The sequence below is a fragment of the Chryseobacterium mucoviscidosis genome (genome assembly GCF_002177115.1).
In the GTDB taxonomy this organism is placed as follows: Bacteria; Bacteroidota; Bacteroidia; order Flavobacteriales; family Weeksellaceae; genus Chryseobacterium; species Chryseobacterium mucoviscidosis.
Genome location: NZ_MVAG01000113.1, coordinates 74,106 through 89,138 on the forward strand (window position 1 = coordinate 74,106; position 15,033 = coordinate 89,138).

Annotated in this window: 12 protein-coding genes; 8 read left to right on the forward strand and 4 right to left on the reverse strand. The window is 35.4% G+C overall.

The window, feature by feature from the left end; translation table 11 throughout:
• Positions 1–174 precede the first annotated feature (174 nt).
• The 5 genes from B0E34_RS09110 (at position 175) to B0E34_RS09130 (ending at position 7,541) form a co-directional block, all read left to right on the forward strand.
• Entirely contained in the window at positions 175–1,182 is a 1,008-nt protein-coding gene (locus tag B0E34_RS09110; protein ID WP_087708879.1) for a sugar kinase, read from the forward strand.
• Positions 1,183–1,380: 198 nt separating this feature from the next.
• On the forward strand, positions 1,381–2,040 hold the full coding sequence (locus B0E34_RS09115; RefSeq protein ID WP_087708881.1) for a beta/alpha barrel domain-containing protein: 660 nt from the start codon (positions 1,381–1,383) through the stop codon (positions 2,038–2,040).
• Between the two features lie 179 nt (positions 2,041–2,219).
• Positions 2,220–3,755: an MFS transporter gene (locus B0E34_RS09120; protein WP_087708883.1), complete on the forward strand. Its 1,536-nt coding sequence runs from the start codon at positions 2,220–2,222 to the stop codon at positions 3,753–3,755.
• A gap of 699 nt (positions 3,756–4,454) precedes the next feature.
• On the forward strand, positions 4,455–5,918 hold the full coding sequence (locus B0E34_RS09125; RefSeq protein ID WP_087708885.1) for a tagaturonate reductase: 1,464 nt from the start codon (positions 4,455–4,457) through the stop codon (positions 5,916–5,918).
• Between the two features lie 6 nt (positions 5,919–5,924).
• On the forward strand, positions 5,925–7,541 hold the full coding sequence (locus B0E34_RS09130; RefSeq protein WP_087708887.1) for a UxaA family hydrolase: 1,617 nt from the start codon (positions 5,925–5,927) through the stop codon (positions 7,539–7,541).
• 647 nt (positions 7,542–8,188) lie between these two features.
• Here B0E34_RS09130 and B0E34_RS09140 read toward each other — a convergent pair.
• From B0E34_RS09140 to B0E34_RS09150, 3 genes are all read right to left on the reverse strand, one after another.
• On the reverse strand, positions 8,189–8,518 hold the full coding sequence (locus tag B0E34_RS09140) for a hypothetical protein (RefSeq protein WP_076392866.1): 330 nt from the start codon (positions 8,516–8,518) through the stop codon (positions 8,189–8,191).
• Between the two features lie 290 nt (positions 8,519–8,808).
• Positions 8,809–9,363: an REP-associated tyrosine transposase gene (locus B0E34_RS09145; protein ID WP_087708891.1), complete on the reverse strand. Its 555-nt coding sequence runs from the start codon at positions 9,361–9,363 to the stop codon at positions 8,809–8,811.
• A 648-nt stretch (positions 9,364–10,011) separates the two neighbouring features.
• Positions 10,012–10,497 carry a hypothetical protein gene (locus B0E34_RS09150; RefSeq protein WP_087709003.1) on the reverse strand — a complete coding sequence of 162 codons (486 nt, stop codon included), beginning with the start codon at positions 10,495–10,497 and terminating at the stop codon, positions 10,012–10,014.
• Positions 10,498–10,745: 248 nt separating this feature from the next.
• On the opposite strand from B0E34_RS09150, the gene B0E34_RS09155 reads away from it, so the two are divergent.
• Together B0E34_RS09155 and B0E34_RS09160 are read left to right on the forward strand one after the other, a co-directional pair.
• Positions 10,746–10,979 carry a hypothetical protein gene (locus tag B0E34_RS09155; protein WP_076392864.1) on the forward strand — a complete coding sequence of 78 codons (234 nt, stop codon included), beginning with the start codon at positions 10,746–10,748 and terminating at the stop codon, positions 10,977–10,979.
• Between the two features lie 219 nt (positions 10,980–11,198).
• Positions 11,199–12,260 (forward strand): hypothetical protein, encoded by a 1,062-nt coding sequence (locus B0E34_RS09160; protein ID WP_123956592.1) that lies wholly within the window; start codon positions 11,199–11,201, stop codon positions 12,258–12,260.
• A 412-nt stretch (positions 12,261–12,672) separates the two neighbouring features.
• Here B0E34_RS09160 and B0E34_RS09165 read toward each other — a convergent pair whose 3' ends face one another.
• Positions 12,673–13,701 carry a LacI family DNA-binding transcriptional regulator gene (locus tag B0E34_RS09165; protein ID WP_076392860.1) on the reverse strand — a complete coding sequence of 343 codons (1,029 nt, stop codon included), beginning with the start codon at positions 13,699–13,701 and terminating at the stop codon, positions 12,673–12,675.
• 338 nt (positions 13,702–14,039) lie between these two features.
• Here B0E34_RS09165 and B0E34_RS09170 point away from each other — a divergent pair, with 338 nt between their 5' ends.
• On the forward strand, positions 14,040–15,026 hold the full coding sequence (locus tag B0E34_RS09170; protein ID WP_087708894.1) for a hypothetical protein: 987 nt from the start codon (positions 14,040–14,042) through the stop codon (positions 15,024–15,026).
• Positions 15,027–15,033 lie beyond the last annotated feature (7 nt).

A 15,033-nucleotide genomic window follows, 5' to 3' on the forward strand; every position in this document is an offset into this window, starting at 1 on the left:
AAATAAACAATAATTACATATCCGCATTTTTTCTAAACTTGAAAAATTTTTGTGAGCTTGGCTGAGTAGAACGCCTTTGCGAATTTAAAAATATACATCGAGTTTTAAAAAGAAAATCTTAGTGCACTTTGCGTTAAAATAACAGCAGATATTAAAAAGAGTATTTATTAAAATATGGCTAGCAAAATACTTACTTTCGGTGAAATCATTATGCGGCTTTCCCCTCCCGGAAACAGAACCATGAAGCAAAGCCATGAAATGGAATTTTTCTTCGGCGGAACAGAACTCAATGTCGCTTCTTCATTGGCAACCATGGGTTGCGAAGTGAAGCATGTAAGTGCTGTTTCAGACGATTTTGTGGGAGAATCGGCGCTTTCTTTTGTCAAAAGTTTCGGAATTGACACCAATTTTATTTCTAAAAATGAACATCCTTTAGGTTTATATTTCTTAGAAGTAGGATCATCGGTTCGGGCAAGCAGAATTGCGTATAACAGATTAAACGGCTCATTTGCAAATATTGAACCAGAGAAAATCGACTGGAAAAAAGCTTTGGAAGACTGCGATTATTTTCACTGGACAGGAATCAGTCCCGGAATTTCGGAATCAGCTTATTTAAGTTTGAAAGAAGGTTTGAAAACCGCCCTTGAATTGGGAATTGAAGTAACAACCGATCCGGCTTACCGTTCTAACCTTTGGAAATACGGGAAAAACGGAAATGAAATATTGAAAGAACTGGTTTCTTTATCAACCATTTTCATTGGTGGCGTAAATGAAATCAACGAAATCTTAGGAACTCAGTTTTCATCCGATAAAGAAGGTTTTTTACAAGCCTGTAAAGAATTAAAAAGACGATGTCCATCCATTCATAAGATTTTCGACAAAATAAGAATCGGAGTTACGGCAAGTTCTCAGCAAACGCAGGGAAGAGCTTTGGTCAACGGAAATTATTTTGAAACCCAATTTTTAGAAATAGACAATGTAGTCGATAGAATCGGAACGGGTGACGCCTTTGCAGCAGGTTTAATTTATGGCTTAAAAAACTTCGATGATGAAAAGGCTTTGAATTTTGCAAACGCAGCCTGTGCCATCAAACACACGATTTTAGGAGACATTAACTATTGCAGCGCAGAAGACATTTTGGAAGTAATGGCAGGAAATTCCGGAGGAAGGATCAAGAGATAATAGTTTTTAGTTGCTGGTTTGTAGTTTATAGCGATTCTTTTTAAAATTAAATCAAAAAACTTAGTGATCTTATTTAAGTGAAACGCCTTTGCGAACTTAAAAATATGCATGAAGTTTTAAAAGAAAATCTTTGCGCACTTTGCGTTTAAAACAAAATAGCAAGATAAGATTATTTTCAAATAAAATAATTAGAACAAAATGACAAAAATTCAAAACGTTACCAACGCCATCGTTAATCAGGGGATTTTACCGCTGTATTATAATGATGATGAAACGGTAACCATAGACATACTGAAATCGCTTTACAAAGCAGGAATTCGGGCAGTAGAATATACAAGCCGCGGAGAATCTGCATTAAGCAATTTTAAAAAAATGATAGAAATCCGCAAAGCGGAGATGCCGGAAATGCTTCTGGGAATCGGAACAATTAAAAATTTACAACAGGCTGAAGAATATTACAAAGTTGGAGCAGATTTCTTTATTAGTCCGGGTTTTGTAGCGGAAGTAGCCGCATTTTTAATTCCGAAAGACGTATTGTACAGTCCGGGTTGCATGACGCCGACTGAAATTATCACCGCAGAAGCGGCAGGAGTAACATTTGTAAAACTATTCCCCGGAAATGCTTTGGGAGCAGGATTTATGAGTGCCATCAAAGATGTTTTCCCGAATCTGAAATTCATGCCGACCGGTGGAGTAGATACCACGAAAGAAAGCATTGAAAGCTGGTTTAAAGCCGGAGTTTCTGCGGTAGGAATGGGAAGTAAACTCATCAGCAAAGATCTCATGGCTGCAAAAGATTACGTAACCATTGAAAATGAAACGAAAAAAGTATTGGAAATCATCCAGACTTTAAAGTAATAATGAAAAATAACGCAATACATAGCTTCGCTGAGTGAATAGTTTATGCTGAGCTTGTCGAAGCACCTTTGTGAACTTAAAATATACATGAAGTTTAAAAAGAAAATCTTTGCGCTCTCTGCGTTCAAAAAGCGCATCATTAAAAATTAAAACAAAAAATAACTAAATTCTAAACAAGTATGAGTTCGGTTAAATCTCTTAAACCAAGTGCATTCAGATGGACGATATGCTCGCTACTGTTTATTGCGACGACCATTAATTATCTGGATCGGCAGGTTTTATCATTAACATGGAAAGATTTCATTGCTCCGGAATTTCACTGGAACAATAACGATTACGGAAATATCACTGCACTGTTTTCCATTTTCTATGCCGTAGGAATGCTTTTCGCAGGGAAATTTGTTGACTGGATGGACACCAAAAAAGGCTTCCTCTGGGCAATCGGAGTTTGGTCAGTAGGTGCAGTTTTACACGCATTCTGCGGAATCGCCACTGCGGGAATTCTTACCGGAGATTGGTTTGCAGGTTTCCATGGTTCTAAAGAACTGATTAAAACGGTTTCTAATACCGGAGCAATCATCAGTACCAGTGTAACTTTGTTCATTTTTGCACGTTTCGTTTTGGCGATTGGTGAAGCGGGAAATTTTCCGGCAGCTATTAAAACGACAGCAGAATATTTTCCTAAAAAAGACAGAGCTTTTTCTACAAGTATCTGGAATGCAGGAGCAACGGTCGGAGCTTTAGCAGCGCCCGTTACAATTCCTTTCATTGCCAAATCGATGGGTTGGGAATGGGCGTTCATCATCATTGGAGCTTTAGGATTTGTATGGATGGGACTTTGGGTATTTTACTACAAAAAACCCCATCAGCATCATAAAGTGAATGAACATGAGCTTACGTATATTAATCAGGATCAGGAAGATGCTGCTGTTGAGGAAAATACGGTAACAACAGAAGAGCGAAAATTCACATTCAAAGAATGTTTCAGTTATAAACAGACCTGGGCATTTGCTTTTGGAAAGTTCATGACGGATGGTGTTTGGTGGTTCTTTTTATTCTGGACTCCGGCGTATTTAAGTTCCGTTTACAAAATGGATTCTACGCAAAGTGCATTCCCGTTATTTGTATTGTATATAATCACTTTACTCTCCATTATCGGAGGATGGCTTCCAAAATATTTTGTGGAAAAGAAAGGAATGAACGCCTATTCAGGAAGAATGAAAGCCATGTTGATCTTCGCATTTTTTCCGCTTTTGGCACTTTTGGCACAGCCTTTAGGTTCGGCAACGTATTGGATTCCTGTTTTGATTATCGGAGTTGCCGGAGCTGCACATCAGGCTTGGTCGGCAAATATTTTCTCGACGGTCGGCGATATGTTCCCTAAAAAAGCCATTGCTACCATTACCGGAATTGGCGGAATGGCAGGCGGAATCGGTTCTTTTTTAATTAATAAATCTTCAGGAGTTTTGTTCGATCACGCTCACAAAGCATGGACAACCGTAGACGGAGTTCCTTTACTGGAAAAATATCCTCAATACATCAACGAAAGATTACCGGATGGATTTTTTGAGCAGTTGGAAAAATCCGGCGCAATCGTTAAAGACGGAATTGATAAAGGCTACATGATTATTTTCTCAATCTGTGCCGTAGCGTACCTTATTGCCTGGACAGTAATGAAAATACTGGTTCCGAAATATAAAGTCATTAGTAAATAAAACTAAACCTATAAGGTTTCAAAAACCTTATAGGTTTGGCAAAAGTACTCTTACGTTCAAATAAAAACTTTGAGATCTTAGCTGAGTGAAGCGCCTTTGCGAACTTAAAAATATACGTGAGATATTAAAAAAATCTTTGCAGACTTTGTGTTCAAAACTCCAAGTCATCGTAAAAAATTGAACCGTTAAGAAATAGATAAGAAGTTAAGAAGAATTAAGAATTTACAAGCAAATTAAATTCAATCTTACGAAATTTATTTCCCTTAACTTTTCTTAAACCCTTAATCAATCTTAATGATTAAAATATATAGAAAGTAAATAAAAACTTTGAGTTCTTTGCTAAGTAGAACGCCTTTGTGAACTTAAAAACAGTTAGTAGTCAAAAAAACTTTGCGGTCTTTGCGTTCAAAATCTAAAATCACCGCAAATAATTAAACCATTAAGAATAGATAAGAAGTTAAGAAGAATTAAGAATTAACAAGCAAATTAAATTCAATCTTACGAAATTTATTTCCCTTAACTTTTCTTAAATCCTTAATCAATCTTAATGGTTAAAATATATAGAAAGTAAATAAAAACTCTTAGTGATCTTATTGAAGTGAAACGCCTTTGCGAGCTTAAAAACAGTTAGTATTCAAAAAAAAACTTTGCGGACTTTGCGTTCAAAACCAAAAATCACCGCAAAAAATATTATAGAAGATGGAAAATCAGATAAAACAAAAATTAAATCGTGGATTAAACAATACTCAGGAAAAACTTCCCATTAAAATCGTTCAGTTTGGTGGCGGAAATTTCATGAGAGGATTCACAGATTATGTAATTGATAAATTAAATAAAGAAACCAACTGGAAAGGGGGTATTGTCAACTTACAGGCAACACCAAACGGCTCTATTCAGAAAATGGAAGAGCAGGATAATTTATATACTCTTTTCACGAGAGGAATTAAAAAAGGAGAAATCATTGATGAAAAGCACGTTATATCTGCCATTCAGAAATCAGTTAATCCATATTCTGATTACGAAGATTTTTTAGCTTTGGCGAAAGAAGAAGAGCTGGAATTTGTATTTTCCAATACCACGGAAACAGGAATTGCTTTTGACGAAACGGAAACCTCTTACCAAGGCCCGCACAAAAATTTCCCTGCGAAAGTAGCAGTTTTACTTTACGAAAGATTTAAATACTTCAATGGAGCGTCAGATAAAGGATTGAGAATTATTCCCTGCGAATTAATCGAAGACAATGCATTTGTTTTAAGAGATATTATCATCAAATATGCTCAACTCTGGAATTTAGAAGATGCATTTGTAGAGTGGATTCATCAAAACAATTATTTCCATAATACACTGGTAGACAGAATTGTTCCGGGTTATCCGAAAGATGATGCAGAATCTTATGAAGATCGGTTGGATTATGAAGATCAGATGATGGTGGTTTCAGAAACGTTCTTACTTTTTGTCATTCAGGAAGCCGGAAATTTAAATGATAGAATTCCGTTCAACAAAATCAACGAGCAGATTTTGGTGGTGGATGATATTCAGCCATACCGTTTAAGAAAAGTCAGAATTCTGAATGGCGGTCATACTTTAATGTTGGCTCCGGCAATTTTGTCGGGAAAAGAAACAATTAAAGAATCTGTGGATGACCAATTTATCGGAAAGTTCCTAAAGAATGCCATTTTTAATGAAGTAAATCCCACCTTGGGTTTAGATGAAACTGAACTGAAAGAATTCGCGGAAGAAGTTTTCGACCGTTTCAGAAATCCTTTCATTAAGCACCATTTGGCAAGTATTGCTTTATATTTTGTATCTAAATTTAAAGTAAGAGTATTGCCAAGTTTACTTACCTATGTTGAAAACAACGGAAAATTGCCGGTAAACCTTACCTTTTCGTTGGCAGGTCTCATCAGATTCTATCAGGGAAGTTTCGGCGAAAAAGCGCTTCCTTTAAATGATGAAGAAGGAATCGTTGCTAAATTCAAAGAAATCTGGTTAAATGAAGAATATGAAAAAGTAGCTGAACTGGCACTTTCTGAAACTTCTTTCTGGGATACAGACCTTACTCAGGTTGAAGGTTTGAAAACAGCGGTGGCAAAAGCATTGTATGAAATCGATCATAATGACATGGAAACTGCCTATAACAATTTTGTAGAATTCAATTCTTAAAAAATCATGAAAAAGAAAGTCCTGAAAGTAAATCCCAAAGACAACGTTATTGTAGCGCTGCTGGATTTATCTGCCGGAGAATCGGTACATCTTGACGGTGCAGAATATACGTTGGCAAAAGACATTAAGGCTAAACATAAATTTGCTGCCGTAGATTTTCAAGAAGGAGATCAGATCATCATGTATGGTGTCATTGTCGGAAAAGCTAATCAATCCATCAGAAAAGGTGAGGTAATTACAACCGAAAATGTAAAACACCAAAGCGCAAAAGTAGAAGGCAAAACTGAATCTTTAGGCTGGACTCCCCCGAATGTGGACAAATGGAAAGACCGTACTTTCATGGGATACCACCGTGAAGACGGACAGGTGGGAACGGAAAACATCTGGCTGTTTTTTCCTTTGGTATTCTGCGAAAACAAAAATATCGAAACGCTGAAAGATATTTTTGAAAAAGAGCTGTTGCACGAAAAAGCGAGTAAGCATCAGCTTTTATTAAGATCATTATTAAATGGTGGCGAAACCTCTTATACAGCAGTGGAAGAGGAAGAAGACACCAGAGTATTTAAAAATATCGATGTAAGATTCATCACGCATCAAGGCGGTTGTGGCGGAATTCGTCAGGACGCGGAAGCATTAGGAAGGCTGTTTGCAGGATATGTGAACAACCCTAATGTTGCCGGTGCTACGGTTCTCAGCTTAGGGTGTCAGAATCTTCAGGTGCAGATTTTTATGGATTCGATTCACGCTTTGGCTCCCGATAATAAGAAACCGATTGTTGTTTACGAACAGCAAAAATCGGGAACGATTGATGAAATGCTGACTGGCGTGATCAAAGATTCTTACGAAGGAATTAAACAGGCTAATAATATCGAAAGAAAACCTGCCTCCATCACAAAGCTGAATATCGGTTTGGAATGTGGCGGTTCAGACGGTTTCTCCGGAATTTCTGCAAACCCAGTTTTGGGTGAGGTTTCAGATATTATGGCGGCAGTTGGCGGAACAACGATGCTTGCCGAATTCCCTGAATTATGCGGAGTAGAGCAGGAGTTGGTGAACCGTTGCATCAATGATGAAGACGGTGTGAAATTCCTTCAGCTCATGAAAGATTTTGAAAAATCTGTTGTGGCGGCAGGTTCAGGTTTTGACATGAATCCGTCTCCCGGAAATATCAAAGACGGTTTGATTACTGATGCCATGAAATCCGCGGGAGCGGCTAAAAAGGGTGGTTCTGCTCCGATTGTTGAGGTTCTTGATTTTACAGAATACGCGACAAAACCGGGACTGAATTTGCTTTGTACCCCCGGAAATGACGCCGAATGTACAACAGCTTTGGTTGGTTCCGGAGCAACCGTTGTCCTTTTCACCACAGGCCTCGGAACACCGATGGGAAATCCGATTGCTCCGGTAATTAAAATTTCTTCAAATACTATTTTAGCTGAAAAAATGTCGGATATTATCGATTTCAATGCAGGAACGGTCATCAGCGGAGATAAAACCATTTCGGAAGCAGCAGACGAACTGCTCGAATACATCATTAAAGTGGCAAGCGGTGAAGTGAAAACCAAAGCCGATCTACTGAATCAGAATGATTTCATTCCATGGAGACGAGGAGTCTCTCTGTAATGATTTACTTATATTAAATATTAGGGTTGAAAATGCTTCCTGCTTATGTGGGGAGCATTTTCTTTTTTGTGATAGCATGTTTGTTGATAGCGCGGATTTGCAATCCGTGCTGATTTCTATTTACAATAAAGAACTATAATATTTTAATAGCTTTGAATCGATAGTGTAGTCACGGATTGCAAATCCGCGACATCGGATCTCTTTGTAATGATTTACTTATATTAAATATTAGGGTTGAAAATGCTTCCTGCTTATGTGGGGAGCATTTTCTTTTTTTGTGATAGCATGTTTGTTGATAGCGCGGATTTGCAATCCGTGCTTTTTTTTAATCAAGTCACGAATTGCAAATCCGCGACATCTGGAGACGAGGGGTCTCTTTGTAATGATTTACTTATATTAAATATTAGGGTTGAAAATGCTTCCTGCTTTGTGTGGGGAGCATTTTCTTTTTTTGTGATAGCATGTTTGTTGGTAGCGCGGATTTGCAATCCGTGCTGATTTCATATTTACAATAAGGAACTATAATATTTTAATAGCTTTGAACCGATAGTGTAGTCACGGATTGCAAATCCGCGACATCGGATCCGCGACATCGGACAAAAAAGAAAGGTATAAGTGATAATATGTAAAAAAATATTCCCATAGCTTCAACAAATAATGAGATGTTTAGGATATGTTTTTGATGTATAGTCTGCAAACCAATAATGCGGATCGTTGCAAAGGGAAAATTCTACTTCATCTTCATCTAAGTTTTTATGTTTTACTATAAATTTTTCACCTAATGTAACGCAGACCGAATGGGGATCTGGATAATCTTCCATAACATCTACAATTCTGTTTCCCGCTTTTATCTCTGCATCCAAAATAGTTTGCATTGAAGGTGGCAATTTTTCTAGCAACAACAACTGGAGAATAAATTCGGCATCTAATTTTCGTATGAGCCTTTTAATGTCAAAATCTTTTTCAGAGTATTTCATAAAAATTGTATTTATTCTTCATCATCATTCTTATACTTATTACATTTCATTTCCTACATTTTCTTTGCAATGATATAAAAGCGAAATAATGACAAGAAAAAAATTAAATATATTCATATTGATTGTCTTACAATTCTTAAAAAGTAACAACAACTTGTTTTTCTAAAAATTTTCCGTTTTGAAATACAAAAATTGCAGCATAAGAACCTGCTCCGTCGGAATTCTGCATCGTGAGATAAAGCTTTCCCGATGTCGCGGATTTGCAATCCGTGACTACAACTCGCAACAATTCACCCCATAAAAACCACAAGAACATCCAACGGATTATCGAAGTCTGCATAATTCCGTGCACTACTGAAGTAATAATGCTCAGGTTCTGTCACAATTTTCTGTTTCACAGGATTTTGGTGAATATAATTTATTTTTTCTTTAATCCATTTGTTAGAAAAAACTTCCTCGGCATGATATCCATCTTGCCAAACTTTGAATTTTTGTTCACGAGATAAATGTTCGCAGGATTTTTTTAAATAATCCAGCATCCATTCTTTTCTGCTTTCAGTTTCAGACTGTATGGTTTCAATGATTTTTTTTGAAGTAAATTTTTTAAAATCACGCATGATTTCAGATAATGTATACTTGCCATCTGCTCTGCAGAAAATATGCAGGTGATTTGACATCAGACAATAGGCAAAAATAGAAAGTCCTTTTTGGATCTGACAATATTTTAATGAGTCTATAATTACCATTTTTTGTGATAATCTGGTAAATACATCAACCCATCCGACGGTAGTAATTGTGATAAAGTAAGCCTGATCAATATCTAAGGCTTTGTATTTTGTAGACATTTGTGTTTTTTGTTTAAATGTACAAAATATTTTTTTCGATAACACAGATTCGATAGTGTGGATTTGTAATTTAATAGTGGGGGTTTGATAACATGGATTTGATAGCGCGGATTTATAATCCGTGCTTAAAACACTTATAGTTTTGTTCACGGATTGCAAATCCGCGACATCGTTCACGTTCCCAAACTCAAATTTGCCGTTCTTAGCCTCTCCCGATACGTAAAATATACATCCCGACACGTCCCACCAAAGTTCCGACACATTTTTCAAAGGTTTCGATACGTTACCCAACCTATCCAAACACGTTCCTCAAACATCCATTGGGGTTATTGATATTTTCAGCGGGGTAGTGTAAGTCTTAAGATAGGTCATGCAACCTATCCGGACAGGTAAAAGATAGATTTGGATAGATAAAAGACCCCTCCGAATCTTTCGTGAAAGTATCTGAGAGGGTAGATGATATCGGCAAATCATTCAATGACGTATCGAGGTGATTAAATGACCGCTCTGAATCTTTAGAGAACGTATGGGAACTGGTAAACAACACCTCCCGACCATTAAAGAACGTTTCAAGATAGGTAAAAGATTAAGGCGAAGCATAAAGATACCCCTCCTTAGAATTGGGAGGGGTAATGTGTGTGTTACTGTTTACTTTTTCTCTTCGGATGGAGCAGTAGAAGTTGAATTTTTCACGAAGAACTGTTTCAGATCTTTGTACTTGTCTTCAAATCCCGGTGCTGAAGTTCCCGCTTTGTAGGTGGTGTACGAATAATCCACCAAAGCCGACTGATAATTGTCGTAATCATGCAGCGTTTTGGAATTTTTAAGTCTCGTAATAATACTTTCAAGCCTGCTGATCATCATTTCCATATTGTTTCGGGAGGCATGATCTCTGTTGAATTCGTCCCAGTCGACTTCGGGAGAACTCAGGTTGGGCTGACTGCTGTTGTAGTCGTAAACTTTGTTCACAAAGAGTTTGTTTTGCTCGTTGATGCTTCCGTAACGTTTACGGTCTTCCGCGGAAAGATTAAAATTAATTTCAGCAAGCGCTGTTTCCAATGCCGTGATGGCATCCTGTGCCGCAGTGATCTTTGCACTGCTCAAATGAACGGAGTTCAGATTCGTTAATCCCATCATTTTTGATTTTAAAGGTTAATACTGTTTATATAAAATCGTGTGTTTTTTTAATTAAAACGAATGTAGTAAAAATTTTTATTCAGACACTAAATTTGTTTATAATAATTATTTGAAAAGTCTTCCTGCTTCCGAGGAGAGCATTTTCTTTTCGTTCATAATCTTTAAAATTTTGGTTTTATATAAAACACTTGTAAGTGATTTAAAAATTTTATACCTTAGTAATCAGTAAATTAAAAATATTCATTATGAAAAATCTAAAAAAATTAAAAAGAAGCCAGCTCGTACTCATCAGCGGCGGCGACGTTGCGTATGCAGTGTGCGATTTGGATGGAAACTGTCCACCCACTGTAGGATCTTATTACTGTAATGATGGTATATGCTACAGAGTAACCGGAGGCGGTGGAGGTGGCGGCGGATGGTGTAATGAGCCTATTCGTCTTTGTCAGGAATGGGAAACAGGTTGCGGATGTGTTTACTAGCAAATCTTTGGTAAAAGTAAAGCGGTTTTTTCAACCGCTTTTTTTGTTTTATAATTTTAATCAAAAGATGAGGTGTACATTTATCCCTACAAGTTTAGAATACATATAGCGTTTTGTAAACCATCATTTACTATTTATTAAACAACTTATCAAAAACCCATTTCTAAATATATTTCTGAAAATTTTACTTACTTTTGCCCCCAATAAAAATTAATTACCATGATAAAACGCAAACTATTTGTATCATTATTAATAACTTTTGGTCTTAGTCTTAATGCACAGATGAAGTTGAATGAGAGTAAGTACAATAAATTTATTAAAGGAGAAAAATATTCTGAAGCATTAGCCTACCTAAAAGAAAGAGGCGGTGTAAACAATTCTAATTATTGGTTTACCAAAGATGCACAACAATTAGCTACATTCTGCTTTGATCCTAATTTTGATGATAATAAGTACGATATTATTATTAACTATGTAAATAATTGTTTCAAAGGTATGGATAATCAGGAAAGAGGTTCTTATGATGTTGCCAATTGCTATCTGATAAAAACAAATTATTATTTGTGGAAAAATGATTATCAGAATGCAGCATTAGCTTACAAAGAATCTTTGGAAAGACTGGATAAGTTTAAGAAAGAAAATGATATTAATCCTGAGTACATTAAAATGGTAAAGAGTGTTATCGACAGGTATTATTTCAATCAGATAGAAACTCATAAAATGGAACAGATTATACGAAATTTTGATGTGAGTTCTTTAAATTTTTCTGAAGAGCAGGCATTTAAAGCAAGGCAGGAAATTAAAAAAATACTGACTGAGTATGACAAGCCCCGTAAAGTTCATTTTATTGATTATGAGAATAATTCTACCATTAATAAAGGTTTATCTGATTATTATTTTACGATGGGAGATTTTTTCAACAATTATTTTAAAGTTGATTTTTTCTATAACATGCCTAAGAAAGTTAAAAATCAATACTTTCCTACGATCAATGTAAATTATCTTTTGGATGACGAAAAATTTAAAACCAAAGAAGAAGAAACACAACAGACAGAGCAGAGAAAGGCAGCACTAATTAAAAAATATGGAAAAACTTTCGGAGAAGCTGTTTTCAACAGTAAAATTATTATTGGCATGACAAAAGCTATGCTGGAAGAAGGATTTAATAAGCCAAGAAGCATAGATGTTTCTGAGTATAGCGAGTATTGGACGTGGTCTGATGTGATGATAAGTATTGATAAAAAGACGCAAAAAGTAACTCATATAACGGATTTGAGATAAACTAAGAAGACTGTTCCAAAAGGACAGTCTTTTTTGTAATCAATTTTGAGATAGATGACAAAGAAGATGTGATCAATTAAAATACTGAAGGTCTCAGAGATACTAAGCTACTCTTTACGATTTAAGGATAAAATAGTTTAGTTATTAAAAATATAAAATCAATTTTTAGAAAAAATTACTCACTTAATCTTTCTGAAATATAACAAAGGTTTTCCTCTTTGGGATTTTCTTTTTCAAATTTAATATTGAGAGTATTTTCGAGTTGGCTGATTATAGTTTTAGAATCATTCATATTTTTCAATTAAATAAGGGCTGTTTTTACGCAATATAAAGCATTTCCATCATATTGAAAATCATTTTGTAAATGTTTTCTGATGAAAGGAATAGAAGAATATTTAAAAAAATAAAAAACTTACTTCCTCTTCGAAGACTTTCGGATATGAAGCTGAGGAGCCAGTACCACTTTTTTCTCTATGGAAACACCGAAGCTGTTTTCCTTTACACTTTCGATAAAAACCTGTCCTGCCATTTTCCCCATCGTTACCGGAGTCTGGTCTACAGAACTCATCGGAAGCTCCATAAACTGGGTGAAAGGTTCATTGGAAAAACCGATCACGGCAACTTCCTGAGGAATTTTAATCTTTCTTTTCTTAAGTTCCTGACAGGCTCCCAAAGCAGCAAAATCACTGGACGAAAAAATGGCATCGGGAACAGATTTTCTTTCCCACAACTTTTTAATAGCATCGATTCCGGCATCAATAGAACTTCCTGTAGAAATAATATTTTCCTCTTTTACAGAAAAATGATGATCGATGAGTGCCTGTTTATAGCCATTAAGACGGTTGCGGTAAATCTCAAGATTCAGATCTCCCGAAAAATGACAGATGTTTTTATAACCTTCACTGATGAGGTGCTCCGTAGCAATATAACCACCCCGGTAATCATCAATCGTAACCGTACTTATTCCCGGAATATCCTTTTTACGGTCGAAAAATATGATCGGCGTATTTGAAGTATCTAAAATATTCTGGATATGCTCCGTTTCAACAGTTGTTCTGGAAACTGACATGAAAATACCGTCAACCTGCGCATTAAGAAGCGTATTCAGATGTTTTTTTTCAATGGTCACATCTTCATGGCTCTGGCAGATAATCACATGATAACCGAAAGGCGAAAGTTCCTCTTCAATGCCGCGTATAACAGAAGAAAAAAAGTTGGTATTGATATACGGAACAATAATTCCCACATTCTTAGTTTCACCGCTTTTTAAGGCTTTGGCAAGATTGTTCTGCTTATAGTTCATTTCTTTGGCAGTTTTTCTTACCAGTTCCTTCGTTGCCTCACTTATTCTCGGATGATCGTTCAATGCTCTGGAAACCGTTGCCACACTTACATTTAGCTTTTTCGAAATATCGTATATCGTGGCACTTTTTTTATTCATAAAAACTTTTTTCAGGATGATGATGTACTTCAAAAGGAAATACGTTATTGAGGTAAATTTAATCAAATTATGGAGATTAAAAAGCAATTGAAATGATATTATAACAGAGAACTGTTATTATAAAAAAAAAGGTATGCTTAAATTGCTGATTTTATTTGCATTAAAAAGCAGTGCGCTTAAGTTGAAAAGAGTAGATTTGCATAAAATAAAACGTATTTCCGCTATTGTTAGATTTAGTTTTCTTAAGATTTTTCTGTAACAACAGTAAGTATAAATAATTTCAGTTTTGTATTGTTAATTGAGATAGTTTTGTAATTTGTAAAAATATTTTTATAACCATGAATTTGCAGAGGAAAATATCATATACTGTTCTCATTTTACTATTCTTTTCCGGAAGTCTTTTCTCTCAGAATCCACTTTCTGAATTTAAAGATAAAATAGATTTTTACTTGCTGGATAATTTCGTTAGGATGACTGATAATGACACGGTTTTTGTCAGTAATTTATATGATTATTCTGGTGACGGTTCCCATGAATTTTATTTTTATAATAGTAAAACAAGGCAAAAAATATTTCCTTACGGATTTGAAATGGCTTATCCTTTTGTTGGAAAAACGGCTGTTGTAAAGTATAAAAACCGATGGGGATTGATTGATCGAAGTGGTAGATTTATTTTTTACTCTTTATCTTCCTATCCGATTAAATTAACTTCTTACGAAAAATATGCAGTATTCGATAATGTCGTTAAATATGATGTGAGAAATGGAATTTTCCGGGAATCTTCTATTTACTGCGGAGAGCCCGCAACGCCCGATTATTTTATATCGAAAAGCCCAAACGGGAAATATAATTTAATTGAGATGGACAAAGGACCGGTTTTTAAAACAGAAATGGATTCTATTATTTCGCAGCACCGTTTAATTTATAAAGAAAATACAGACTTACTGATTTTAAAAAAGAAAAATAAATATGGTCTTTATCTGCCAGACGGAACTGAGATTCTTAAAATAAAATTTGAAAACGCAAAATTTATAGGGAATTACGTTATGCTATACGAAAACAGTAAGTGGAATTATTATACCTATGAAAATAATAAACTCAATTTAATTCTTTCAACACCATTTGAGTGTGTTACTCCAGCTTATCAAAATAATGTTATTGGCGCATTTAAAAAAGACAACAAATACAATCTGCTAAAAACGGACGGCGAAACTTTGCCTGAAAATTTTGATTATATAAGCGAAAATGCAACTTACGGCATAAAAGAAAATAGCTTAATTATTTTCGATTCCAATGCAAATTATTATACTTACGCTGAAAAATAATTCATTT

Coding starts and splice junctions, on each gene's coding strand:
- B0E34_RS09140 (WP_076392866.1), bottom strand. CDS start 8,518: ATGAAATACTCTGAAAAAGATTTTGACATTAAAAGGCTCATACGAAAA.
- B0E34_RS09110 (WP_087708879.1), top strand. CDS start 175: ATGGCTAGCAAAATACTTACTTTCGGTGAAATCATTATGCGGCTTTCC.
- B0E34_RS09115 (WP_087708881.1), top strand. CDS start 1,381: ATGACAAAAATTCAAAACGTTACCAACGCCATCGTTAATCAGGGGATT.
- B0E34_RS09120 (WP_087708883.1), top strand. CDS start 2,220: ATGAGTTCGGTTAAATCTCTTAAACCAAGTGCATTCAGATGGACGATA.
- B0E34_RS09130 (WP_087708887.1), top strand. CDS start 5,925: ATGAAAAAGAAAGTCCTGAAAGTAAATCCCAAAGACAACGTTATTGTA.
- B0E34_RS09155 (WP_076392864.1), top strand. CDS start 10,746: ATGAAAAATCTAAAAAAATTAAAAAGAAGCCAGCTCGTACTCATCAGC.
- B0E34_RS09160 (WP_123956592.1), top strand. CDS start 11,199: ATGATAAAACGCAAACTATTTGTATCATTATTAATAACTTTTGGTCTT.
- B0E34_RS09145 (WP_087708891.1), bottom strand. CDS start 9,363: ATGTCTACAAAATACAAAGCCTTAGATATTGATCAGGCTTACTTTATC.
- B0E34_RS09125 (WP_087708885.1), top strand. CDS start 4,455: ATGGAAAATCAGATAAAACAAAAATTAAATCGTGGATTAAACAATACT.
- B0E34_RS09150 (WP_087709003.1), bottom strand. CDS start 10,497: ATGGGATTAACGAATCTGAACTCCGTTCATTTGAGCAGTGCAAAGATC.
- B0E34_RS09170 (WP_087708894.1), top strand. CDS start 14,040: ATGAATTTGCAGAGGAAAATATCATATACTGTTCTCATTTTACTATTC.
- B0E34_RS09165 (WP_076392860.1), bottom strand. CDS start 13,701: ATGAATAAAAAAAGTGCCACGATATACGATATTTCGAAAAAGCTAAAT.